This is a genomic window from Ruegeria sp. CK2 (genome assembly GCF_056536585.1).
This window is the reverse complement of the sequence record NZ_JBQFPW010000015.1, coordinates 25,694-42,324: the sequence shown is the minus strand read 5'-3', so window position 1 is coordinate 42,324 and position 16,631 is coordinate 25,694. Positions and strand designations below refer to the sequence as shown.

Below are 16,631 nucleotides of genomic sequence, written 5' to 3'. Positions count from 1 at the left end.
GTGGCATCCGAACCTCTTACATTGCCGCCAACGCGTCGACCAGCTTGCCCGAGCCAAAACGGAAAGGATCAGTCGCAGGCAGACCCATTTCTTCCTCAACCCTAGTCAGATATGCACTCGCATCTGCTTCGCTCATGTACTGAGTGTTGACCGAAATGCCAACGACCTGACACTCCGGGTTTGCAACCTTGGCCAGTGCCAACGCTGTATCCCGAAGAGTTGCAAGCGACGGCAACTGATAGGTTGGCAGTCCGCGCATGTGTTCACGGGTCGGCTCATGGGACAGGATCAATGCGTCCGGCTGACCTCCGTGGATCAGTGCCATAGTCACGCCGGAATAAGACACATGGAACAAGGACCCCTGCCCTTCGATCAGGTCCCAGTGGTCGTCGTCATTGTCCGGTGTCAGCCATTCGACTGAACCGGCCATGAAGTCCGCGATCACCGCGTCCAACGGAACACCGTCACCAGTGATCAGAATGCCGGTCTGACCGGTGGCACGGAAGGTGGACTTCATACCCCGCTTACGCATCTCGGCATCCATTGCCATGGCGGTGTACATCTTACCAACCGAGCAATCGGTGCCCACGGCAAGACAGCGCTTACCTTTGCGTTTGATGCCATTAGCGATCGGATATTCGACTTCGGGCACACGGACATCGTGCAATTTGCGACCGGTGGCCTCGGCAACGGCGACTAGATCCGGTTCGTCACGCAGCAAGTTATGCAAGCCGGACGCCAGATCGAAACCTTCCTCCAGCGCCATCACCAAAACCTTTTTCCATTCCTGGCTGATCACACCACCACGGTTGGCCACCCCGATGACAAGCGTCTTGGCACCTGAGTCACGCGCCTCGGCCAAGGTCATGTCGGTCAGGCCCAGATCCGCTTTGCACCCGTCCATCCGGTATTGCCCTACAGCGTTTTCCGGGCGCCAATCCTTAATGCCTATAGCCACTTTGGCTGCCAATTGGTCGGGCGCATCGCCCAAAAACAGCAGATACGGTGTCTCGATCATTGCGGTGCACTCCTTTGATTCTGGCATAAGCTAGAGAAGCAACAAGACGAGCGTTTCGCGTTTTAGTTGGCCGCCTTGTATATGCACGCAGTATTCTTGCGCATTTTTATGAATCGACGCGAAAATCTTCGAAGTTTCCAAAATGATCAAACTTTCATCGCTCGTTTCCAGCTTATCGACGTATATTCTGCGCTTGCATTGCCGCACTTGCACAATGAAGCTTGCGCTACTCCGCGCAATTTAATACCCCATTGAACAAGAAAATCGTAATTTCATTACTCACGTGAGGTCCAGATGAGTTTCCGCATCCAACCCGCCGCACCGGCTCGGCCCAATCGCTGCCAGTTGTTTGGCCCCGGTTCGAACACAAAGCTGTTCCCTAAGATGGCGGCATCAGCCGCGGATGTCATCAATCTGGATCTTGAGGACTCGGTGGCCCCGTCGGACAAGGATACCGCGCGCGCCAATGTGATCGAGGCGCTGAACACCGTCGATTGGGGCGACAAATACATGTCCGTTCGCATCAACGGGTTGGATACGCCCTATTGGTACCGCGACGTGGTCGATGTGCTGGAACAAGCCGGGGATCGTCTGGATCAGATCATGATCCCAAAGGTTGGTTGTGCGGCAGATGTCTATGCAGTCGACGCGCTGGTCACAGCGATCGAACGCGCCAAGGGGTGGACCAAACCGATCTCGTTCGAGGTCATCATCGAATCTGCAGCCGGCGTTGCGCATGTCGAGGAAATCGCTGCTTCATCCCCCCGGATGCAAGCGATGAGCCTGGGGGCCGCGGATTTCGCCGCTTCAATGGGCATGCAGACCACAGGCATCGGCGGCACACAGGAAAACTACTACATGCTGCGCGAAGGCGAAAAGCACTGGTCCGATCCGTGGCACTGGGCGCAGGCTGCAATCGTCGCCGCGTGTCGCACACATGGCGTGCTGCCGGTCGACGGCCCGTTCGGGGATTTCTCGGATGACGACGGGTACATCGCACAGGCCAAACGGTCCGCAACACTGGGCATGGTCGGGAAATGGGCCATTCACCCCAAACAAATCGCGCTTGCCAATCAGGTTTTCACCCCATCAGACGAGGCCGTGTCAGAGGCCCGTGAAATCCTGGTCGCGATGGAACAAGCCAAAGCGAATGGTGAAGGCGCAACTGTCTACAAAGGCCGGCTGGTCGACATCGCGTCGATCAAGCAGGCCGAGGTTATCGTTGCTCAGGCGGAACTGATCGCATCGAACGGCTAATAGCCGTAAGAACCCAAATCAAAGGCGCCGGTATGGCGCCTTTGATTGTTTCTAGTCGACCGTCTTTTCGGGTCAGCGGCCAAACACATCGTTCGGCGTCCAGGTGAAGCGTTCGCCCTGCTTACCCCATTTCATCATCAGGCAAGATGACCCGTATTTCTGGAAATACTTAATCTTCAATGGGTACCAACCCGCCTGCGGAACTTCGACCTCGGTCCGTTGATTGGCTTCGCACGGCTGACGCCCGTTCACATATCCAATCTGCTGGCCACCGACCCACGCTTCGAGCCCATCATTTGACCATGTCTCCAGCTCATAGACGCCAGCAGAGTCGAAACGGATGTATCCGGAAATGTCGGCGGCAACGTTGTAGGCCTTGCCAAACGTCAGAACAGGGTCGCCATCTTCAGTATCGCGATAGTCCAGGCCCTTCAAAGGCGGCCCCGCTTTTGCCTTCTTCAAAAGGTGGTCCACTTTGGACAGGTTCTGAATTTTCCGAGGGGGATTTCCCTCCCACGCGTATTTCACATCCAGCCCTGCCTTGGGGCTGGGCTGCGGGCTTGCAGGTTGCAATTTCAGAGGGGCTGCAACGGCAGCTCCAGCGATAAGCGCAATGGCAAACGCCATCGCCCCGGTTCGAACGTAGTTCATATTTGTCTCCCTGTGCGCGCCTTATTTTGGGATTAGCCCCGTTGGCAACGTCCTTGGAATGACACTAGGACGTGATTTTTTACCCTGCAAGAGCGTGAAAGTTCACAATTTCACCGTCAAGCCCGCAAATCCTTGGGCGATCCCATCACCACATAAGACGTAATTGAGGTGACATGCGGCAAGGTTCCCAGCACCTCGGTATGGAACGTTTTGTAAGATGGCAGGTCGGCACATTCGACCCGCAGCAGATATTCGATGGTGCCCGTGATGTTATGACACTCGACCACCTCAGGCGCCTGTTGCAGCGCGCGTTCGAAGCCTTCTTGAACCGCTTTGGTATGCTCTCCCAGGCCAACACCGATATAGGCAACAAACCCAACACCCAGTGCCGCCGGGTTCAAAATCGCCCGGTAGCCGGTAATGACACCAGCCCGCTCAAGCTCTTGCACGCGGCGCAGACAGGCAGATGGGGACAGACCGACGCGATCTGCAAGTTCCAGATTGCTGATACGCCCATCCAAAGAAAGCTCACGCAATATTTCTTGGTTTATTCGATCAGTTTTCGCCATTAGTTGCAGCAAATATGCATAAGCGCACGAAAACGCAATTTCATTTGCCCCCAAAGCGGCAATTATCCGCAACATGACTTATGACATATTGCTGGCCCTGATCACTTTTGCCTTCGTGTCCTCGATCACGCCGGGTCCGAACAATCTGATGTTGATGGCCTCAGGCGCAAATTTTGGGTTCCGGCGAACAATCCCGCATATGCTGGGAATTGGTCTGGGGTTTACCTTCATGGTTTTGCTTGTCGGCACCGGTCTGGTTCAGGTGTTCGACCGGTATCCCATCAGCTACACCGTCCTTAAATTCGCATCGATTGCCTATCTGCTCTATCTCGCCTGGAAGATCGCACATGCCGCACCGGCGCAGGGACAAGATCTGTCAGGCACACCAATGACGTTTCTCCAGGCCGCCGTCTTTCAATGGGTCAATCCAAAGGCTTGGGCGATGGCGTTGACAGCGACAACGGCTTACACACCTGATCAGACGTTGAATGCAATTGTGGTCGTCGCGCTGGTGTTTGGCGCGATCAACTTGCCATCCGTCAGCACGTGGACGTTGCTGGGGCAGCAGATGGCGCGGATCTTGACCAACCCGCGCCGGTTGCTGGTGTTCAATTGGACCATGGCAGCGTTGCTTGTGGCCTCGCTCTACCCGGTTCTCTGGCCAAGCTAGATCACTTCAGCGGCAGGCAGATTTCGGTCAGCAGTTCTTCTGGCGGGGTTTCACGGGGGTCGTTCAGGTAGATCTCGTAACACGGTTGATCTGCCGGTTCTTCACCCGATTCCGGAAGCCAGTTGCCAAACAAGCTGTGGTAGGCGGCGTGAAGGCCGGAATACGGTCCTTTGAACGTCAGCACTGCCGTTTTTCCACCCTGAATCTTAAGGTCATCCATTCCTTCAGGTGTCTGATCCCCTCGGTATTCGGCCCCCGCAAAGCTGTGCAGCTGATCTTCGGGCACCGTGTCAGGGCTGTCGAGGTACAGGCCAATCACCGGGCCCACCTTGGACCACAATTCGCGCGACTCGCACAGGGCACTAAAGGCCTCAAAGCTCTTGCCTATTTCGCCATAGGCCCCTTTGTGCGGCAGGGCGACAACGCGACGTGCGGGTTCGGTACGTGTTGTAACGGGATGCATTGGATATTCTCCGGTTTTGAAATGAGGGTTGGCTGGCAGAAACTGCCCGGCCTTGCGAAAGGCTGTGGGGCTTCTGCCGTAGGCCTCGGAAAAGGCCCGCGCAAAAGACTTTAGATTGGGATAACCGACCTCGACCGCGATCTGTGCAACTGGCTTGTCCGATTGCACCAGCCAGATGGCGGCGCGGTGCAACCGCAAGCGCCGCACGGATTGCGCACAGGTTTCACCAGTGAGCGCGCGAAAAACACGATGCCAGTGAAACCGCGACATGGCTGCGACATCCGCCAGCGTGTCCAAAGACAGGTCACCTGCGGGATTGTCATGGATATAGGCCAATACGCGCAATACGCGGTCTTCATAGCTTGTGGCCATAAGGATATCCCTTTCGTCTGCTTGCCCTACCGAGGTCGCATATTCCCAACCCACAAATCTTGCTGAGTTGCATCCCGGGCGACCTTTGGTCATATAGCAGGGAACTTCCGCGTTGAGAGGCGTCATGACCCAGTATCTGGATTTCGAAAAACCGCTGGCCGAGATCGAAGGCAAAGCCGAAGAATTGCGTGCGCTGGCCCGCGCCAACGAAGAGATGGACGTGGCCGAAGAAGCAGCTGCGCTGGATACCAAGGCCGCCAAACTGCTGGACGAGCTTTATGCAGAACTGACCCCCTGGCGGAAATGTCAGGTAGCGCGTCACCCTGAGCGCCCGCATTGCAACAACTATGTTGATGCGCTTTTCACTGAGTTTACCCCGTTAGCGGGCGACCGAAACTTTGCTGACGATCTGGCGGTGATCGGTGGTCTGGCGCGGTTCAACGATCAGCCCGTCATGGTGATCGGGCACGAAAAGGGCTCGGACACAAAGTCGCGGATCGAACGCAACTTTGGCATGGCGCGGCCCGAAGGGTACCGCAAGGCTGTACGCCTGATGGAAATGGCGGGGCGCTTTGGCTTGCCGGTGATCACTCTGATTGACACAGCAGGCGCGTATCCGGGCAAAGGTGCCGAAGAACGCGGCCAGTCCGAAGCCATCGCACGGTCGACGGAGATGTGCCTGAAGATTGGTGTGCCTCTGGTTTCCGTGATTATCGGTGAAGGCGGGTCGGGTGGCGCGGTCGCATTTGCCACAGCCAACCGCGTCGCGATGCTGGAGCATTCAGTGTACTCGGTGATTTCACCTGAAGGCTGCGCCTCGATCCTGTGGAAGGATTCCGAGAAGATGCGCGAGGCGGCCGAAGCGTTGCGTCTGACTGCTCAGGACCTTTACAAGCTAGGCGTTTGTGACCGGATCATCACCGAACCCAAAGGCGGCGCCCATCGGGACCGTGAAGCAACGGTTGAATCGGTACGGGCCGCGATCGCTGCAATGCTGAAAGAGCTGGACGGCAAGGATTCGGCGGCCCTGATCAAGGACCGCCGTCAGAAGTTTCTGGATATCGGCTCAAAAGGGTTGGCGGCTTAAACCGTCAACCACCCAGCTGGCGCAGCAGCGTAACAGACGGGTCTCCGGTCACCGGCAAACCATTGGCCCGCTGATACGCGCTGATCGCGGCTTCGGTGTTTTTACCAATCACACCATCCGCACCTTGCGTGTCATATCCTGCCGACGTCAGGCGGCGCTGAAGGTCCTTGCGATCTTCCAGCGTCAGGCCGGTGGCATCTGGTCCGAATGAGGCCTGAAACGGCGCACCACCCGCAATCCGGTCTGACAAATGCCCGACGCCAATCGCGTAGCTGACCGAGTTGTTATAGCGCTTGATCACCTGAAAGTTGCGGAATACGGCGATCCGTGGTCCCGGTGTCTGTGGCTGCAGAACGGCCACCGGTGTACCGGATACTGTTCCAGCCTCTCCACCCCAGGGTTGCCCACGTACCCAGCCGGCGCGCGACAGGTACGCGGCTGTCGAAGCCAGTGAATCCGTCGGGTCATCTGACCAGATATCCCTGCGCCCGTCCCCGGTGAAGTCCACGGCATAGGCCAGGTAAGAGGTTGGGATGAACTGGGTGTGCCCCATGGCTCCGGCCCAGCTGCCCGTCATATTGGCAGGTGTCGTATCGCCATTCTGCAGAATTTTCATCGCCGCGACCAACTGGCTTTCAAAGAACTGACCACGCCGCCCGTCATAGGCCAAGGTCGACAGCGCCGAGACCACAGGAACGTCACCACGTCGCTCGCCATAGCGGCTTTCAAGCCCCCAGACGGCGACGACCACTTCTTTGTCGACGCCATACTGCGACTCGATCTGCGACAAAACGGGGCCATAGCGTTGCAGCATCTGCTGACCGGTACTGATGCGCTCATCCGAGGCTGCGATCGCAAGATAGTCTTCCAGCGAGCGTTTGAATTCGACTTGATTGCGGTCACGCTCGATCACATCAGGCAGATACCCTGCCCCGACGAAAGCGCGGTCGATCGTGGTCTGAGAAATTCCCTGAGAGACAGCACGCCCTTTGAAATTTGTTACCCACGCATCCCAACCTGTGTTGGGAACCGGTCGCATGCGCGATGCTGGCGCGCTGGATGGCACTCCGCCACCTGTACAGGCGGCCAGCAATGTTGACCCAAGCCCGATAGAAAAGGTCCGTCGATTGATCATGACTGTAATCTGCTCTTGTTTGTGATTTGCCTCAGCGTAACGCAGTCGGCTTTCTCAGACCAGAACTGTGCGCATTGCCTTGCAGCCGGTTGGCAGGTCGGCAACAAGCCGCTCAACTCACCAAAAGACGCAGACCTTGGGTCACATCCGAGCGCACGGCCAACCGCAGCCCTGGCTCGTCTCCGGCCTTGAGCGCAGCGATAATCAGTTTGTGATAATGAGGAGGCTCGGTGCGTCTGAGCCGCCCGTACAACGCGCGCATCGTGGGGCCCAGTTGCAACCACACCGTCTCGGCAATCGCCAACATTGCTGGGGCTTGCGCGCGCAGATAAAGCGTCCGGTGGAATTCCAGATTGGCGCGAATGTATCCAACCGCATCGCGCTTGGTCACCATCTCAGCCACGTTCATGTTGATGCTCTGCAACCGGTCGATCAAAGCAATGTGCGCGCGTGGCAAAGCCCGGCTGGCCAGTTCAACCTCGAGAAGCGCTCGCAGCGCGGCCAGTTCCTCGATCCGGTCATTTGTAAGCTCGGGAGTCGACACGCGTCCAGATGATGACAAGAACAGCGCCCCTTCGGCGGATAAGCGGCGCACAGCTTCGCGCGCCGGCGTCATCGACACTCCGAATTCCTTGCCGATGCCACGCAACGTCAGCGCCTGGCCCGGGGCAATCTCGCCATGCATAATGCGTGATCGAAGGGCGCGATACACCCGGTCATGAGTGGCTGGCTGGCTGTCAGTTGGACGTGTACTTAGCATAGCCCCATGTGATCACAAAAACCTTTGGGGTCAACTGGGCGATGCATCAAACCTGTAGCGATGCAATTCTGCCCCATTATCCCGCAACCATCGACGCTGCTTTTCGTACGGGCCAAATATTCGCTCGACCTGCGACCAAAATGCGGGCGAATGGTTCATTTCGACCAGATGTGCCACCTCATGCGCTGCCACATAGCGCAAGACCTCTGGCGGCGCGAGGATCAATCGCCATGAGAACATAAGCCCACCTTGCGAACTGCAAGACCCCCACCGGGACCGCGTATCACGAAGGCTCAGGCTGTTATAGGAACGACCCAGAATCGCCGCATAGTCATCGCAGGCTCCGGTCAATCGATCCCGCGCAAGTTCTTTCAAAAACCGAGCCAATCGACGCGGCTCGGCCCCGGCAGGAACGGCGACCGCATCGGGCTGCAACAACACCCGTCGGCCGGACGTGGGAACGATTCGGCGGTCAGACCCTTCAACTGGGATCGTCAGTCCGACTTGAACCTCTGCCAGAACTGGCTGTTCTTGTAGGTGCTGCCTTATCCATTCTTCCTTGGTGCGCGCAAAACTCAGCGCCTTAGACTCGGGAATACCTTGCGGATAAGTCAGTGTAACCCGCCCATCCAATTGGGAAATCCGCAAACTGATACGCCGCGCACGCGCTGATTTTCGCAATGTCAGCGGCACAGGAGGCGTCCCCGGCAATGCGTGATCTTCCATATTGCAATTTCTCCTGCGCAAAGGCTTTGACAGTGCCCGCCGCCTGTGGCAGGTGAGCTGAATCATTTAGACGACACACCTGATATCAAGGGGATTTGACATGCCCAAGGAAGAATGGGGCGTAAAGCGTGTTTGCCCGACCACCGGTAAGCGATTTTACGACCTGAACAAAGACCCGATCATCAGCCCCTACACCGGCGATGTCGTGGAGCTTGAAACCGGCAAAAGCCGCATGATTGCGGCAGATGCCGAAGACGCTGCGTCGGCCAAGGCGCGCAAAGAAACATCCGAAGAAGAAGTGACTCTTGAAGAGGATGATACCGTCGACGTCGAACTCGACGACGATCTTCTGGACGATGATGATGACGGCAACGATGATGTATCGTTGGACGAAATCACCGACATCGCGGCAGAAGACGAAAGCTAAATTCGGTACGAGGCGGCAGCGGCCGCCTCGTACCAACTCGCGGCCGACGCGTGCGGAAACTTTTCTCGCAAATCCAATTTTGGACTTGAACTCAACCGCGCCGTCTCATAAACGTCCGCCCACCGCCGATGCGGTACCAGTATGGGGCCTTAGCTCAGTTGGGAGAGCGCTTGCATGGCATGCAAGAGGTCAGGGGTTCGACTCCCCTAGGCTCCACCAAATCCTAATTGATGATGCGCCACCCATAGTTCTTCCTTTTTGGCAGCAGAACTTTCCTTTGTGGCCGAAACGGAACTAAGTTCGCTGTGCAGTGAACTAAAGAGAACCCCATGCCATCATTGCTGCACCTGCGGAACTCTATCATTGCATTCGTAGCTCTCAGTCCAATGCGGCCGTTCGCTTACGTACAATTCCGAAGACAGCGGTCAACTGAGTCACCAAAGTCCCAGAAAAACATCTCCGAAGACGGCTTGTGTGATGTCCAGCGTTGGAAACGCTAGCAACACAATTCCCGTGATCCCAAGAATTAGTGACACGAAGCGCGCCAAACGGAATGTATGCATCTCGCCGGCCCACCATTCTCGCGAAAGGTAGCTGATGTAGTCGCCATGCTTGTTGAACATGAATGTTCGCACATCAGGCCGGTAGCCTGAAACCAGCGGCTTCTTGTTCCTGAACTTGTCATGCACTTTCCAGAACAATTGCAATCTCGGCTTCCAATGATCGGAAAACACTTGTGCTTCCATGCTGGCAAGCTCATGGACGCTATAGCGTTCACCGACTCTAGCGGCAAACTCCATGTCTCCCTTGGCTAGGTCCAAAACCTGAGGACGAAAAATCCGGAAGATCAAATTGGAAATCAGCAATAGTAGGCTACCAAAGAATACTAGCCTCATCTTGGTCAAGCCGGTCAGATAAAACGGTGTTTCTGCGCCCGGTTCAACACCTGCGATCAGCCGAAATGAAGCTATTTCTGCGATTTGGTCGTTGAACAGGATCAGATACCCAATGATCGGCACCAACGCGACGACACGCGTTAAGTCATTGTTGGCAACTCGTTCAACTGACTGCCATTGCATGAGCTTCCAATCAGAATGGAACTTCATTGAAATGCGCTACTCCCAAACAATCGTGGTCTCCCAGCGACACGAGAGGCTGTACCCCTCAACGTTCTGAGGACGATACCTCATTGAAAACTTGACGGAAAGCTGCAGCGGCTGTCTATTTGAGACATGATATTCAATTTCAAGTTGTAGGCGCATAGATGACTGAAAAGTTGCCAGATTACTTGGCTCAAGGCGAAGCTGCCCGTTTGTTCCCCGTTCTCTCAACCACGTCAAAGGAAGGCCGAACAACATCCATTGTGCTGGCCTGTATGGTTCAGATTGAAGAGCTCGGAGCCGCGCTGCTGCAGTCAATAGGCCAGAAGCGAGGAAAACGGGCCCAGGTTCATGCTTTCACCGAGGTTGTGTTCAAGAACCAATCCAAGACGATCAAGGATCGGCCCGACGGCTTGATTGTCCTGAAGGTTGGCTCTCGCGAGTGGAAGGCCCTTGTTGAAACCAAAGTTGGGAACAACGCCCTCGATGCCGAGCAAATTGAACGATACCGTGCTCTTGCCAAAGAGAACGGCGTCGATTGCGTAATCACGATATCTAATCAATTCGCGACTACGCCGACAGCGCACCCTGTTGAGGAAGTCAGGAAGAGCAGGTCCAAGATTCCCGTGTATCACTGGTCTTGGATGCATGTGGTCACGACTGCGGAGTTGCTGATCAGCAATGAGCAGGTCGAGGACAAGGACCAGCTACTGTTGCTGAATGAGCTTAGGCGCTTCCTCAATCATGAGAGCGCTGGCGTCCAGGGCTTCCATAGGATGCCCAAGGAATGGGGCGATCTCAACAAACTGGTGTCGTCTGGCGGCGTCATTCCAGCACGGTCGCCAGAGGCACAGATCGTGGTCGACGCTTGGCACCAGGAAACACGAGACCTGTCGCTGATCTTGAGCCGATTGGTGGAAACATCCGTTAGTGAGAAACTGCCGCGCAAGCACATCAGTGATCCGGCTCAGCGGAAAAAGGATGAACTGCTGATGCTTCGCGAACAGCACCAGCTACAATGCGCATTGGATGTCCCTGACACGGCAGCCCCTATCGAAGTCACTGCAGACCTGAAGCGACGGTGCGTCGACGTCGGTATGACCATCCGAGCGCCTGAGGATAAGAAATCGACAAAAGCTAGGTTGAATTGGCTCCTGCGACAGATAAAAGTCGATAACATGGAGGGGCTGTATGTTCGCTTGCTTTGGCCTGGTGCTAGCGAGCCGACGCAACACTTGGTCTCAGATCTGCGGGAAGACATTGATATTTGCCAAGAAGGTAAGGACCATCTGGTTACGCACGGCTTCCACGTTTTCCTATCAAAGCGCCTCGGCGGGCGGTTTACACAACAGGCCAACTTCATATCAGATTTGGAAGAAGTCGTTCCTCTGTTTTACGGCGAAGTAGGCGCAAATCTATCTGTCTGGAAAAAATCAGCCCCGCGGATCAAACAGGATAAGCCAACCGCTGAGGACGTTTCCATCGACGCAATCGCAGAAGATGCAGAGGACTTTGATGGTTGATTTTGCTTTTCAGACTAAGCTCTTTGAAACGTAGATCTGTAGTCTGATTGTCTTTTTAAGCGCGCACCCACCAGAAGCTCACATTTCTTTGCCAAGGCATGACAGAATAGCAACGGTTGGCTCGGGAGCGAAATCGGCACGTGTAGTCGTCCGAACGAACCTCCAGATATGGTGCGGCGCAAAAAGCAGTGGGATACATCCACCCAATTGCCTCGTTGTATTAAACCCATAGCCAACGGGGAGCCGAAAATTCGAGATTACAAAAGGCGAACCTGACAGATATCTGTCTGGTCAAAAAAATGAGGCATATGTGGCAGACGAAAATGAATTTTTCCAATTGATTTCGGACTTTGTTAAAGGCAAGGCAGGACCTCCAGATGCACATTCCGCAATTGTTTCCTTCAATTCTGACATTGATCCTGCCGGCTTTGTTCCTCCCAAGCTAAGCAATACATTCAAAGATTTCGGCTCTGAGTATCCAGTCGTGAGTAGAGCCCTTGGGAAATGCCGCTTCTTAGATTGTCTCGCCGTTTTTGGCGGGATGGCCACGTTACCGGAGTTGCAATCCAACGCGTTTCGCTTGGATGTTTTGGTCCACCTGACCTTTCTCTACGCTAAGGGCAAAAATAGACCTAAACCTTCTCAAATAGCTGCTTGGTTCAATAAACTTGATAGTGGAACTTGCGGGCGTCAAGAAGATGCAGCTGAAGACGTTTTCTTGACAAATGTTACCTTCGAAGGGAGTACATATCGCCTATTTGAAGGTACGAGCGAAGGTAATCGCTTTTACACACAGCTGTTTTTGACGATCATTGAAAGTATGCCCTCAAGCGGGCAATTTCTCTTCATCAAGGATGCCATACACTCTATACTGAAGCTGTCTGACGCCATAGCGGAACGCGCAGGTCTTCCAGCATACTGTGTCGGAGAGGTGGCACCTCGATCGCATCTTGGAGCTCCGGACAATAGAGTGATTTCTGAGTTGCGCTCGCGAGTGATGTTCTCAATGAACGATCTTGTCTCGTTGGGCATTTCTGTCGAGTCTCTGAACCCATTTTTTATCGCACAAGATGCATTCCCCAATCTTGGTGACTTTTCGTCAGGCCATACACCCTTAGAAGCAATGCCCATTACCCAAGGCAAAGATGGCGTTGTTGTCTTTCTTCCATCTTGTATCGGCCTCGCTATCCGGCATTTTTCCATCACCTACTGCATCAATACCGGCATGAAGCAGCGGGTCGAAGAAGCATTGGTTCGAGCGTATATTGCTCACTTTGCAAATGAAGGTATTCTGAAATCGGCTCCTCCACCCTTGCAAACGCAACGGATTGGCAATCAAACGATCTCTCAATTGGTGAAAGAGATCGATGAAGGCCGCTACCTTCACCTTCTTTTTGTCTTCGATACTTTCGATGGCTTCGAGGACGGCTCGTTCGCATCAATGAACGCAAGTGACGCAGACTCCGTGTTGGTTGGGAAGTGCATTGAGCACACGCATAAGGTATGTTCAGAGAACGAGGGTTTCCGTGAGGGGTTCACCGTTATCGTACCCTGCGGTTGGGGCCGATACTTTGGTATTGGGCTAAATGAAAACCCAGATAAGTGGCGTTCGGAGATGATCCCTCCACACGACTTGCTTACGTTACATCACACCCCATCATTCGATGTACTTGACCTTCTCAGGATTAGAGATGCTCAAGATCGGTTCGAAACTCTTGGTTTCAGCTTCTTGAACGGCAACGGCTTTTTGAACCTCTACGGTTGGATGGTTGGCAACGATGGCCACATCATCAAGCATGATGAGTTTCGCAACACGGCAGACGAAAAACCAATTGGTGGGATGACGATACCAATGACATGTGCTTTGTTGCCACGCTTCAAAGCCTACATGGGCACCGACATCAAAGCCATTCGAAACCCGGAAGGCGAAGTTGCTCGCTTGCGTCGCGTTCACGGATCCCCACGCTATGGTTCAGAAACACTTTCGCCGTTTTACGCCGACATAGAAGCTTTCAAGACGCATACGTTCCGCTCTGTCTACATCGGGCAGAACAATCTTTATTGGGTTGACGTGTCAGCCGCAAAAGAACTCGATCCCGACGTTCGGTACCAAATGCTTAGCATGGCAAACCATTGGGCAGAGTTCGTGTTCAAACATCTAGACGAGCAATCAGAAACTCCATCGGGTAAAATAATTCTTTGCAAACTTCACTTTGACGACACAGCAATGCCGGATGGGAATGATCCAGCTTTGACAAACGCAGAGGTTATGTCCCTCTTCTCGCAGACAGACATTGAACATGGCCCGAACTGCCATGAATGCTTAATAACCGTGAATGAAGGTTTCTTATCTGCTCAAAGGCGCGTCGACAATCTGGCTGAGCGCTCGCTGGTACAGTCGATCATAGAGGCTTCTCTCAACTTATTAGGAATGAATGCCACCGATACGCATGTGTCGATCATGACTCAATCTGTGGTCAAATCAGACAGAGCTCGCCACTTTCATGCGTTTTCAGTTCCCAAGGCACATGATTTTATTCGCGAAGACCTAAAAGACGACCCTATTTTTATTTCTCGTTTTGACGATGCCACCCTGCGTCTTGGCCTAGGCTGGATGGCGCAAGAACGCTCCGCACCGTACCAAATCGAAGGGGTAAACGACTGTACTGAGTTTTTGAAAGACTTAGTGCGTGCGTTGGTCTCGAAATTTAAGTCTGATTTATCGGTTTTCGAAAGAAGTGCAGTGGTTGATTTATGTCTGCGCAACCATGAATGTGCCTCTAAAGAGATCGACACTTGGAAACGAACCTTCGGCGCAGTCGAGGCTCTGAGCGATGAAACAGCACTGGCGTCTGAGGAGGCCGTTGAAAAGCTAGGCCAACTCAATGCCACTTGTATGACTTCGCGTATCATCGTGGAAGCGGCTTTGTGCGAGTGTCCTTTGGGGGAAGGGTTAGTTCCCGGTCACCATGATATCGGCCCATTGATGGTGATGGCTTCATTCATGCACCATATGGGCGGATATTCTGATGCAATTAGGTCGGGAGCGATGCCTCCCAAAATAGAACTGTCGCTTGCTGGAGAAGTCATGATGGATCATGGTTTCTCAGATCAAGTCATAAATCCCTTTGGAGAAATGTATCAAGGGGCGGGTTTGACACGAGCGAGTGCAAGCTATGGAAGCCATTTTGGCGAAACAGAGCAAATAGTCGAAGAAGATGCTGAAACCGAAACAGCCGATAGTGAGGAGGCTTCAGAGCACGAGAAGCGGAATACTGATTTTGCAGGTGTTTGGCAGGACGAATACGACTGCCCGTTCGATGTCATGCAAGCGGTTTGGAATGGTTTTCATAACGTCTTGGAGGACGAGAGGAAGGCACTGATAAAATGGACACGCTCAGAACTGGTTGCCCGTCTAGTCAAGGAGACAAACCTTACACCGGAAAATGTGCAGACTTGCCTCGATCCGTTTATCTATACACCGCGCGAGACATGGAATTGCTCGCCTGCGGGTTTGGGAGATTGGGCCTGGGCGCCTTGGAGGTTTCAGAGGCCACTATCCATTGTCACACGTCCAATTATTCAGCTGGATGATGCGGATGACCCGTCCTTCATTATCGCTCCTGCGATGGTTACAACTCACTTGAATAACTTCATTATTGGAGCGCGCACGGGTGATATTGAGCGGCGACTATTCCGCAAGAATGGCCCTATGTTTAAATGGATTGATCGGATCAACGCCGAGGTCGGGGAAGCATTCAATGAAAAGGTTGCTAGGCGCTTCCGTGAAATCGGTTGGAAAGCACGAGCCAATCTTTCTGACGGGCAGATATTCAACAGAAAGAAGACACAAGGTTTTGGTGACGTGGATGTGATGGCTTGGAATGATGCAGAGGGTCGTGTTCTTGTAATTGAATGCAAGGATTTATCGACGGACAAGACAATCGGTGAAATCGCGAAGCGGCTTGAAAAGTATCAAGGGGCAGTAAAGGACAAAGGCAAGAAAGATGATCTGAGGAAGCATCTTGATCGATGTGAAGCCATTGAAATGGAAACCGACAAGGTGGCCAGCTTCTTGGACATGGAGATCAACCAGATTGATCGCGTCTTGCTCTTCAGCGACGCGACACCGTTACAATATTCGTCGATTACAGAAACGCATAACGTCGCCTTGGTGACGTACGAGGAAATTGCTCAAAACTTTGGGCTAGAGATCACTTAAATACCGCAAAATCCTAGGGGGCCCATCTACAGTGCGTTAGTCGGGGGCTTTCGCAACCTGGGAGACCGCTGATAGTCGAAGAATACCTGCGCGAGTATCCCGTCTTGAAACATCGGCGGGACCCTTCACTTTAAACATCCCTTCTACAATCAAAAGTAGAACAGGGGTGAAATAACAAAGTGAGAACATCGCTGAAAGGGTGTTATGTGAAGCAATCCCTGGTTGAGTAGCTGTGGTGCACGGCACCTTCTATGACCCACATCGAAACGGAAGTCCTATCGCGAAAAGAAGCTGGAGTAGAGGGCTTGGGTTGTGGGGACTTCTGTTCGCTTTACCACTGGGCCGATGAAACCAGGCTTTGATCTGCGACCATTTACTGAAACAAAGATGATCGCACCTTAAAAAGTCAGCTGAAGTCTGTCGGTTCTGGGGCTTCGTCGCTCCGCTTGATTTCAGGAAGAAACGCGTTCAGGCTCTGTACGTATTCCACAATTACATCACCAACTTTTTCTGACGGTCGTGACACGTCGTCGAGAAGTTGCCGCGCGGCTTCCTCGATGCTTACACCTCGTTCCGCTGCGATAATTCGCAGACGCCCATAAGCTTCGAACGATAAGTTTTTGACAGTCAAATTCGCCATTGGAACCTCCA

At 53.7% G+C, this 16,631-nt stretch carries 15 protein-coding genes and 1 tRNA gene; 7 read left to right on the top strand and 9 right to left on the bottom strand.

Annotated elements, in window-relative coordinates:
* Nucleotides 1-16: 16 nt before the first annotated feature.
* Entirely contained in the window at nucleotides 17-1,018 is a 1,002-nt protein-coding gene (gene dgcN / locus ACR0BU_RS19390) for an N-acetyltransferase DgcN (RefSeq protein ID WP_480738591.1), read from the bottom strand.
* A gap of 294 nt (nucleotides 1,019-1,312) precedes the next feature.
* On the opposite strand from dgcN, the gene ACR0BU_RS19385 reads away from it, so the two are divergent.
* On the top strand, nucleotides 1,313-2,275 hold the full coding sequence (locus ACR0BU_RS19385) for an L-malyl-CoA/beta-methylmalyl-CoA lyase (protein ID WP_480738589.1): 963 nt from the start codon (nucleotides 1,313-1,315) through the stop codon (nucleotides 2,273-2,275).
* 72 nt (nucleotides 2,276-2,347) lie between these two features.
* Here ACR0BU_RS19385 and ACR0BU_RS19380 read toward each other — a convergent pair whose 3' ends face one another.
* Together ACR0BU_RS19380 and ACR0BU_RS19375 are read right to left on the bottom strand one after the other, a co-directional pair.
* Nucleotides 2,348-2,926 carry a PA14 domain-containing protein gene (locus tag ACR0BU_RS19380; protein ID WP_299892358.1) on the bottom strand — a complete coding sequence of 193 codons (579 nt, stop codon included), beginning with the start codon at nucleotides 2,924-2,926 and terminating at the stop codon, nucleotides 2,348-2,350.
* 116 nt (nucleotides 2,927-3,042) lie between these two features.
* The gene (locus ACR0BU_RS19375; protein ID WP_480738699.1) at nucleotides 3,043-3,504 is read right to left on the bottom strand and encodes an Lrp/AsnC family transcriptional regulator; all 462 of its coding nucleotides are present in this window, start codon (nucleotides 3,502-3,504) and stop codon (nucleotides 3,043-3,045) included.
* A 64-nt stretch (nucleotides 3,505-3,568) separates the two neighbouring features.
* Between ACR0BU_RS19375 and ACR0BU_RS19370 the strand changes: the two genes are divergently transcribed.
* The gene (locus tag ACR0BU_RS19370; protein ID WP_480738587.1) at nucleotides 3,569-4,165 is read left to right on the top strand and encodes a LysE family translocator; all 597 of its coding nucleotides are present in this window, start codon (nucleotides 3,569-3,571) and stop codon (nucleotides 4,163-4,165) included.
* A 1-nt stretch (nucleotide 4,166) separates the two neighbouring features.
* On the opposite strand, the gene ACR0BU_RS19365 is transcribed toward ACR0BU_RS19370, so the two are convergent.
* Nucleotides 4,167-5,000 carry an AraC family transcriptional regulator gene (locus ACR0BU_RS19365; protein ID WP_480738697.1) on the bottom strand — a complete coding sequence of 278 codons (834 nt, stop codon included), beginning with the start codon at nucleotides 4,998-5,000 and terminating at the stop codon, nucleotides 4,167-4,169.
* Between the two features lie 124 nt (nucleotides 5,001-5,124).
* On the opposite strand from ACR0BU_RS19365, the gene ACR0BU_RS19360 reads away from it, so the two are divergent.
* A complete protein-coding gene (locus ACR0BU_RS19360; protein ID WP_298937174.1) occupies nucleotides 5,125-6,087 on the top strand; it encodes an acetyl-CoA carboxylase carboxyltransferase subunit alpha in 963 nt (320 codons plus the stop codon).
* A gap of 4 nt (nucleotides 6,088-6,091) precedes the next feature.
* On the opposite strand, the gene ACR0BU_RS19355 is transcribed toward ACR0BU_RS19360, so the two are convergent.
* The 3 genes from ACR0BU_RS19355 to ACR0BU_RS19345 form a co-directional block, all read right to left on the bottom strand.
* The gene (locus tag ACR0BU_RS19355) at nucleotides 6,092-7,222 is read right to left on the bottom strand and encodes a lytic murein transglycosylase (RefSeq protein WP_480738585.1); all 1,131 of its coding nucleotides are present in this window, start codon (nucleotides 7,220-7,222) and stop codon (nucleotides 6,092-6,094) included.
* Between the two features lie 112 nt (nucleotides 7,223-7,334).
* Nucleotides 7,335-7,982: a GntR family transcriptional regulator gene (locus ACR0BU_RS19350; RefSeq protein ID WP_298937176.1), complete on the bottom strand. Its 648-nt coding sequence runs from the start codon at nucleotides 7,980-7,982 to the stop codon at nucleotides 7,335-7,337.
* 30 nt (nucleotides 7,983-8,012) lie between these two features.
* A complete protein-coding gene (locus tag ACR0BU_RS19345; RefSeq protein ID WP_480738583.1) occupies nucleotides 8,013-8,708 on the bottom strand; it encodes a M48 family metallopeptidase in 696 nt (231 codons plus the stop codon).
* Between the two features lie 100 nt (nucleotides 8,709-8,808).
* Here ACR0BU_RS19345 and ACR0BU_RS19340 point away from each other — a divergent pair, with 100 nt between their 5' ends.
* Complete coding sequence (locus tag ACR0BU_RS19340; RefSeq protein WP_298937178.1) at nucleotides 8,809-9,135, top strand: TIGR02300 family protein; 327 nt, start codon at nucleotides 8,809-8,811, stop codon at nucleotides 9,133-9,135.
* 143 nt (nucleotides 9,136-9,278) lie between these two features.
* Nucleotides 9,279-9,354: transfer RNA gene (locus tag ACR0BU_RS19335), tRNA-Ala, on the top strand.
* A 215-nt stretch (nucleotides 9,355-9,569) separates the two neighbouring features.
* Here the strand turns inward: ACR0BU_RS19335 and ACR0BU_RS19330 are convergent.
* On the bottom strand, nucleotides 9,570-10,241 hold the full coding sequence (locus ACR0BU_RS19330) for a hypothetical protein (RefSeq protein ID WP_480738581.1): 672 nt from the start codon (nucleotides 10,239-10,241) through the stop codon (nucleotides 9,570-9,572).
* Between the two features lie 158 nt (nucleotides 10,242-10,399).
* Here ACR0BU_RS19330 and ACR0BU_RS19325 point away from each other — a divergent pair, with 158 nt between their 5' ends.
* On the top strand, nucleotides 10,400-11,758 hold the full coding sequence (locus tag ACR0BU_RS19325) for a hypothetical protein (protein ID WP_480738579.1): 1,359 nt from the start codon (nucleotides 10,400-10,402) through the stop codon (nucleotides 11,756-11,758).
* A 310-nt stretch (nucleotides 11,759-12,068) separates the two neighbouring features.
* Entirely contained in the window at nucleotides 12,069-15,980 is a 3,912-nt protein-coding gene (locus tag ACR0BU_RS19320) for a hypothetical protein (protein WP_480738577.1), read from the top strand.
* Nucleotides 15,981-16,386: 406 nt separating this feature from the next.
* Here the strand turns inward: ACR0BU_RS19320 and ACR0BU_RS19315 are convergent, their stop codons facing one another.
* The gene (locus ACR0BU_RS19315) at nucleotides 16,387-16,620 is read right to left on the bottom strand and encodes a FitA-like ribbon-helix-helix domain-containing protein (RefSeq protein WP_480738575.1); all 234 of its coding nucleotides are present in this window, start codon (nucleotides 16,618-16,620) and stop codon (nucleotides 16,387-16,389) included.
* Between the last annotated feature and the right edge of the window lie 11 nt (nucleotides 16,621-16,631).

Excerpts from the sequence above, each read along its gene's own strand:
- dgcN (WP_480738591.1), bottom strand. The coding sequence starts at position 1,018 with ATGATCGAGACACCGTATCTGCTGTTTTTGGGCGATGCGCCCGACCAA.
- ACR0BU_RS19385 (WP_480738589.1), top strand. The coding sequence starts at position 1,313 with ATGAGTTTCCGCATCCAACCCGCCGCACCGGCTCGGCCCAATCGCTGC.
- ACR0BU_RS19380 (WP_299892358.1), bottom strand. The coding sequence starts at position 2,926 with ATGAACTACGTTCGAACCGGGGCGATGGCGTTTGCCATTGCGCTTATC.
- ACR0BU_RS19370 (WP_480738587.1), top strand. The coding sequence starts at position 3,569 with ATGACTTATGACATATTGCTGGCCCTGATCACTTTTGCCTTCGTGTCC.
- ACR0BU_RS19365 (WP_480738697.1), bottom strand. The coding sequence starts at position 5,000 with ATGGCCACAAGCTATGAAGACCGCGTATTGCGCGTATTGGCCTATATC.
- ACR0BU_RS19360 (WP_298937174.1), top strand. The coding sequence starts at position 5,125 with ATGACCCAGTATCTGGATTTCGAAAAACCGCTGGCCGAGATCGAAGGC.
- ACR0BU_RS19355 (WP_480738585.1), bottom strand. The coding sequence starts at position 7,222 with ATGATCAATCGACGGACCTTTTCTATCGGGCTTGGGTCAACATTGCTG.
- ACR0BU_RS19350 (WP_298937176.1), bottom strand. The coding sequence starts at position 7,982 with ATGCTAAGTACACGTCCAACTGACAGCCAGCCAGCCACTCATGACCGG.
- ACR0BU_RS19345 (WP_480738583.1), bottom strand. The coding sequence starts at position 8,708 with ATGGAAGATCACGCATTGCCGGGGACGCCTCCTGTGCCGCTGACATTG.
- ACR0BU_RS19340 (WP_298937178.1), top strand. The coding sequence starts at position 8,809 with ATGCCCAAGGAAGAATGGGGCGTAAAGCGTGTTTGCCCGACCACCGGT.
- ACR0BU_RS19330 (WP_480738581.1), bottom strand. The coding sequence starts at position 10,241 with ATGAAGTTCCATTCTGATTGGAAGCTCATGCAATGGCAGTCAGTTGAA.
- ACR0BU_RS19325 (WP_480738579.1), top strand. The coding sequence starts at position 10,400 with ATGACTGAAAAGTTGCCAGATTACTTGGCTCAAGGCGAAGCTGCCCGT.
- ACR0BU_RS19315 (WP_480738575.1), bottom strand. The coding sequence starts at position 16,620 with ATGGCGAATTTGACTGTCAAAAACTTATCGTTCGAAGCTTATGGGCGT.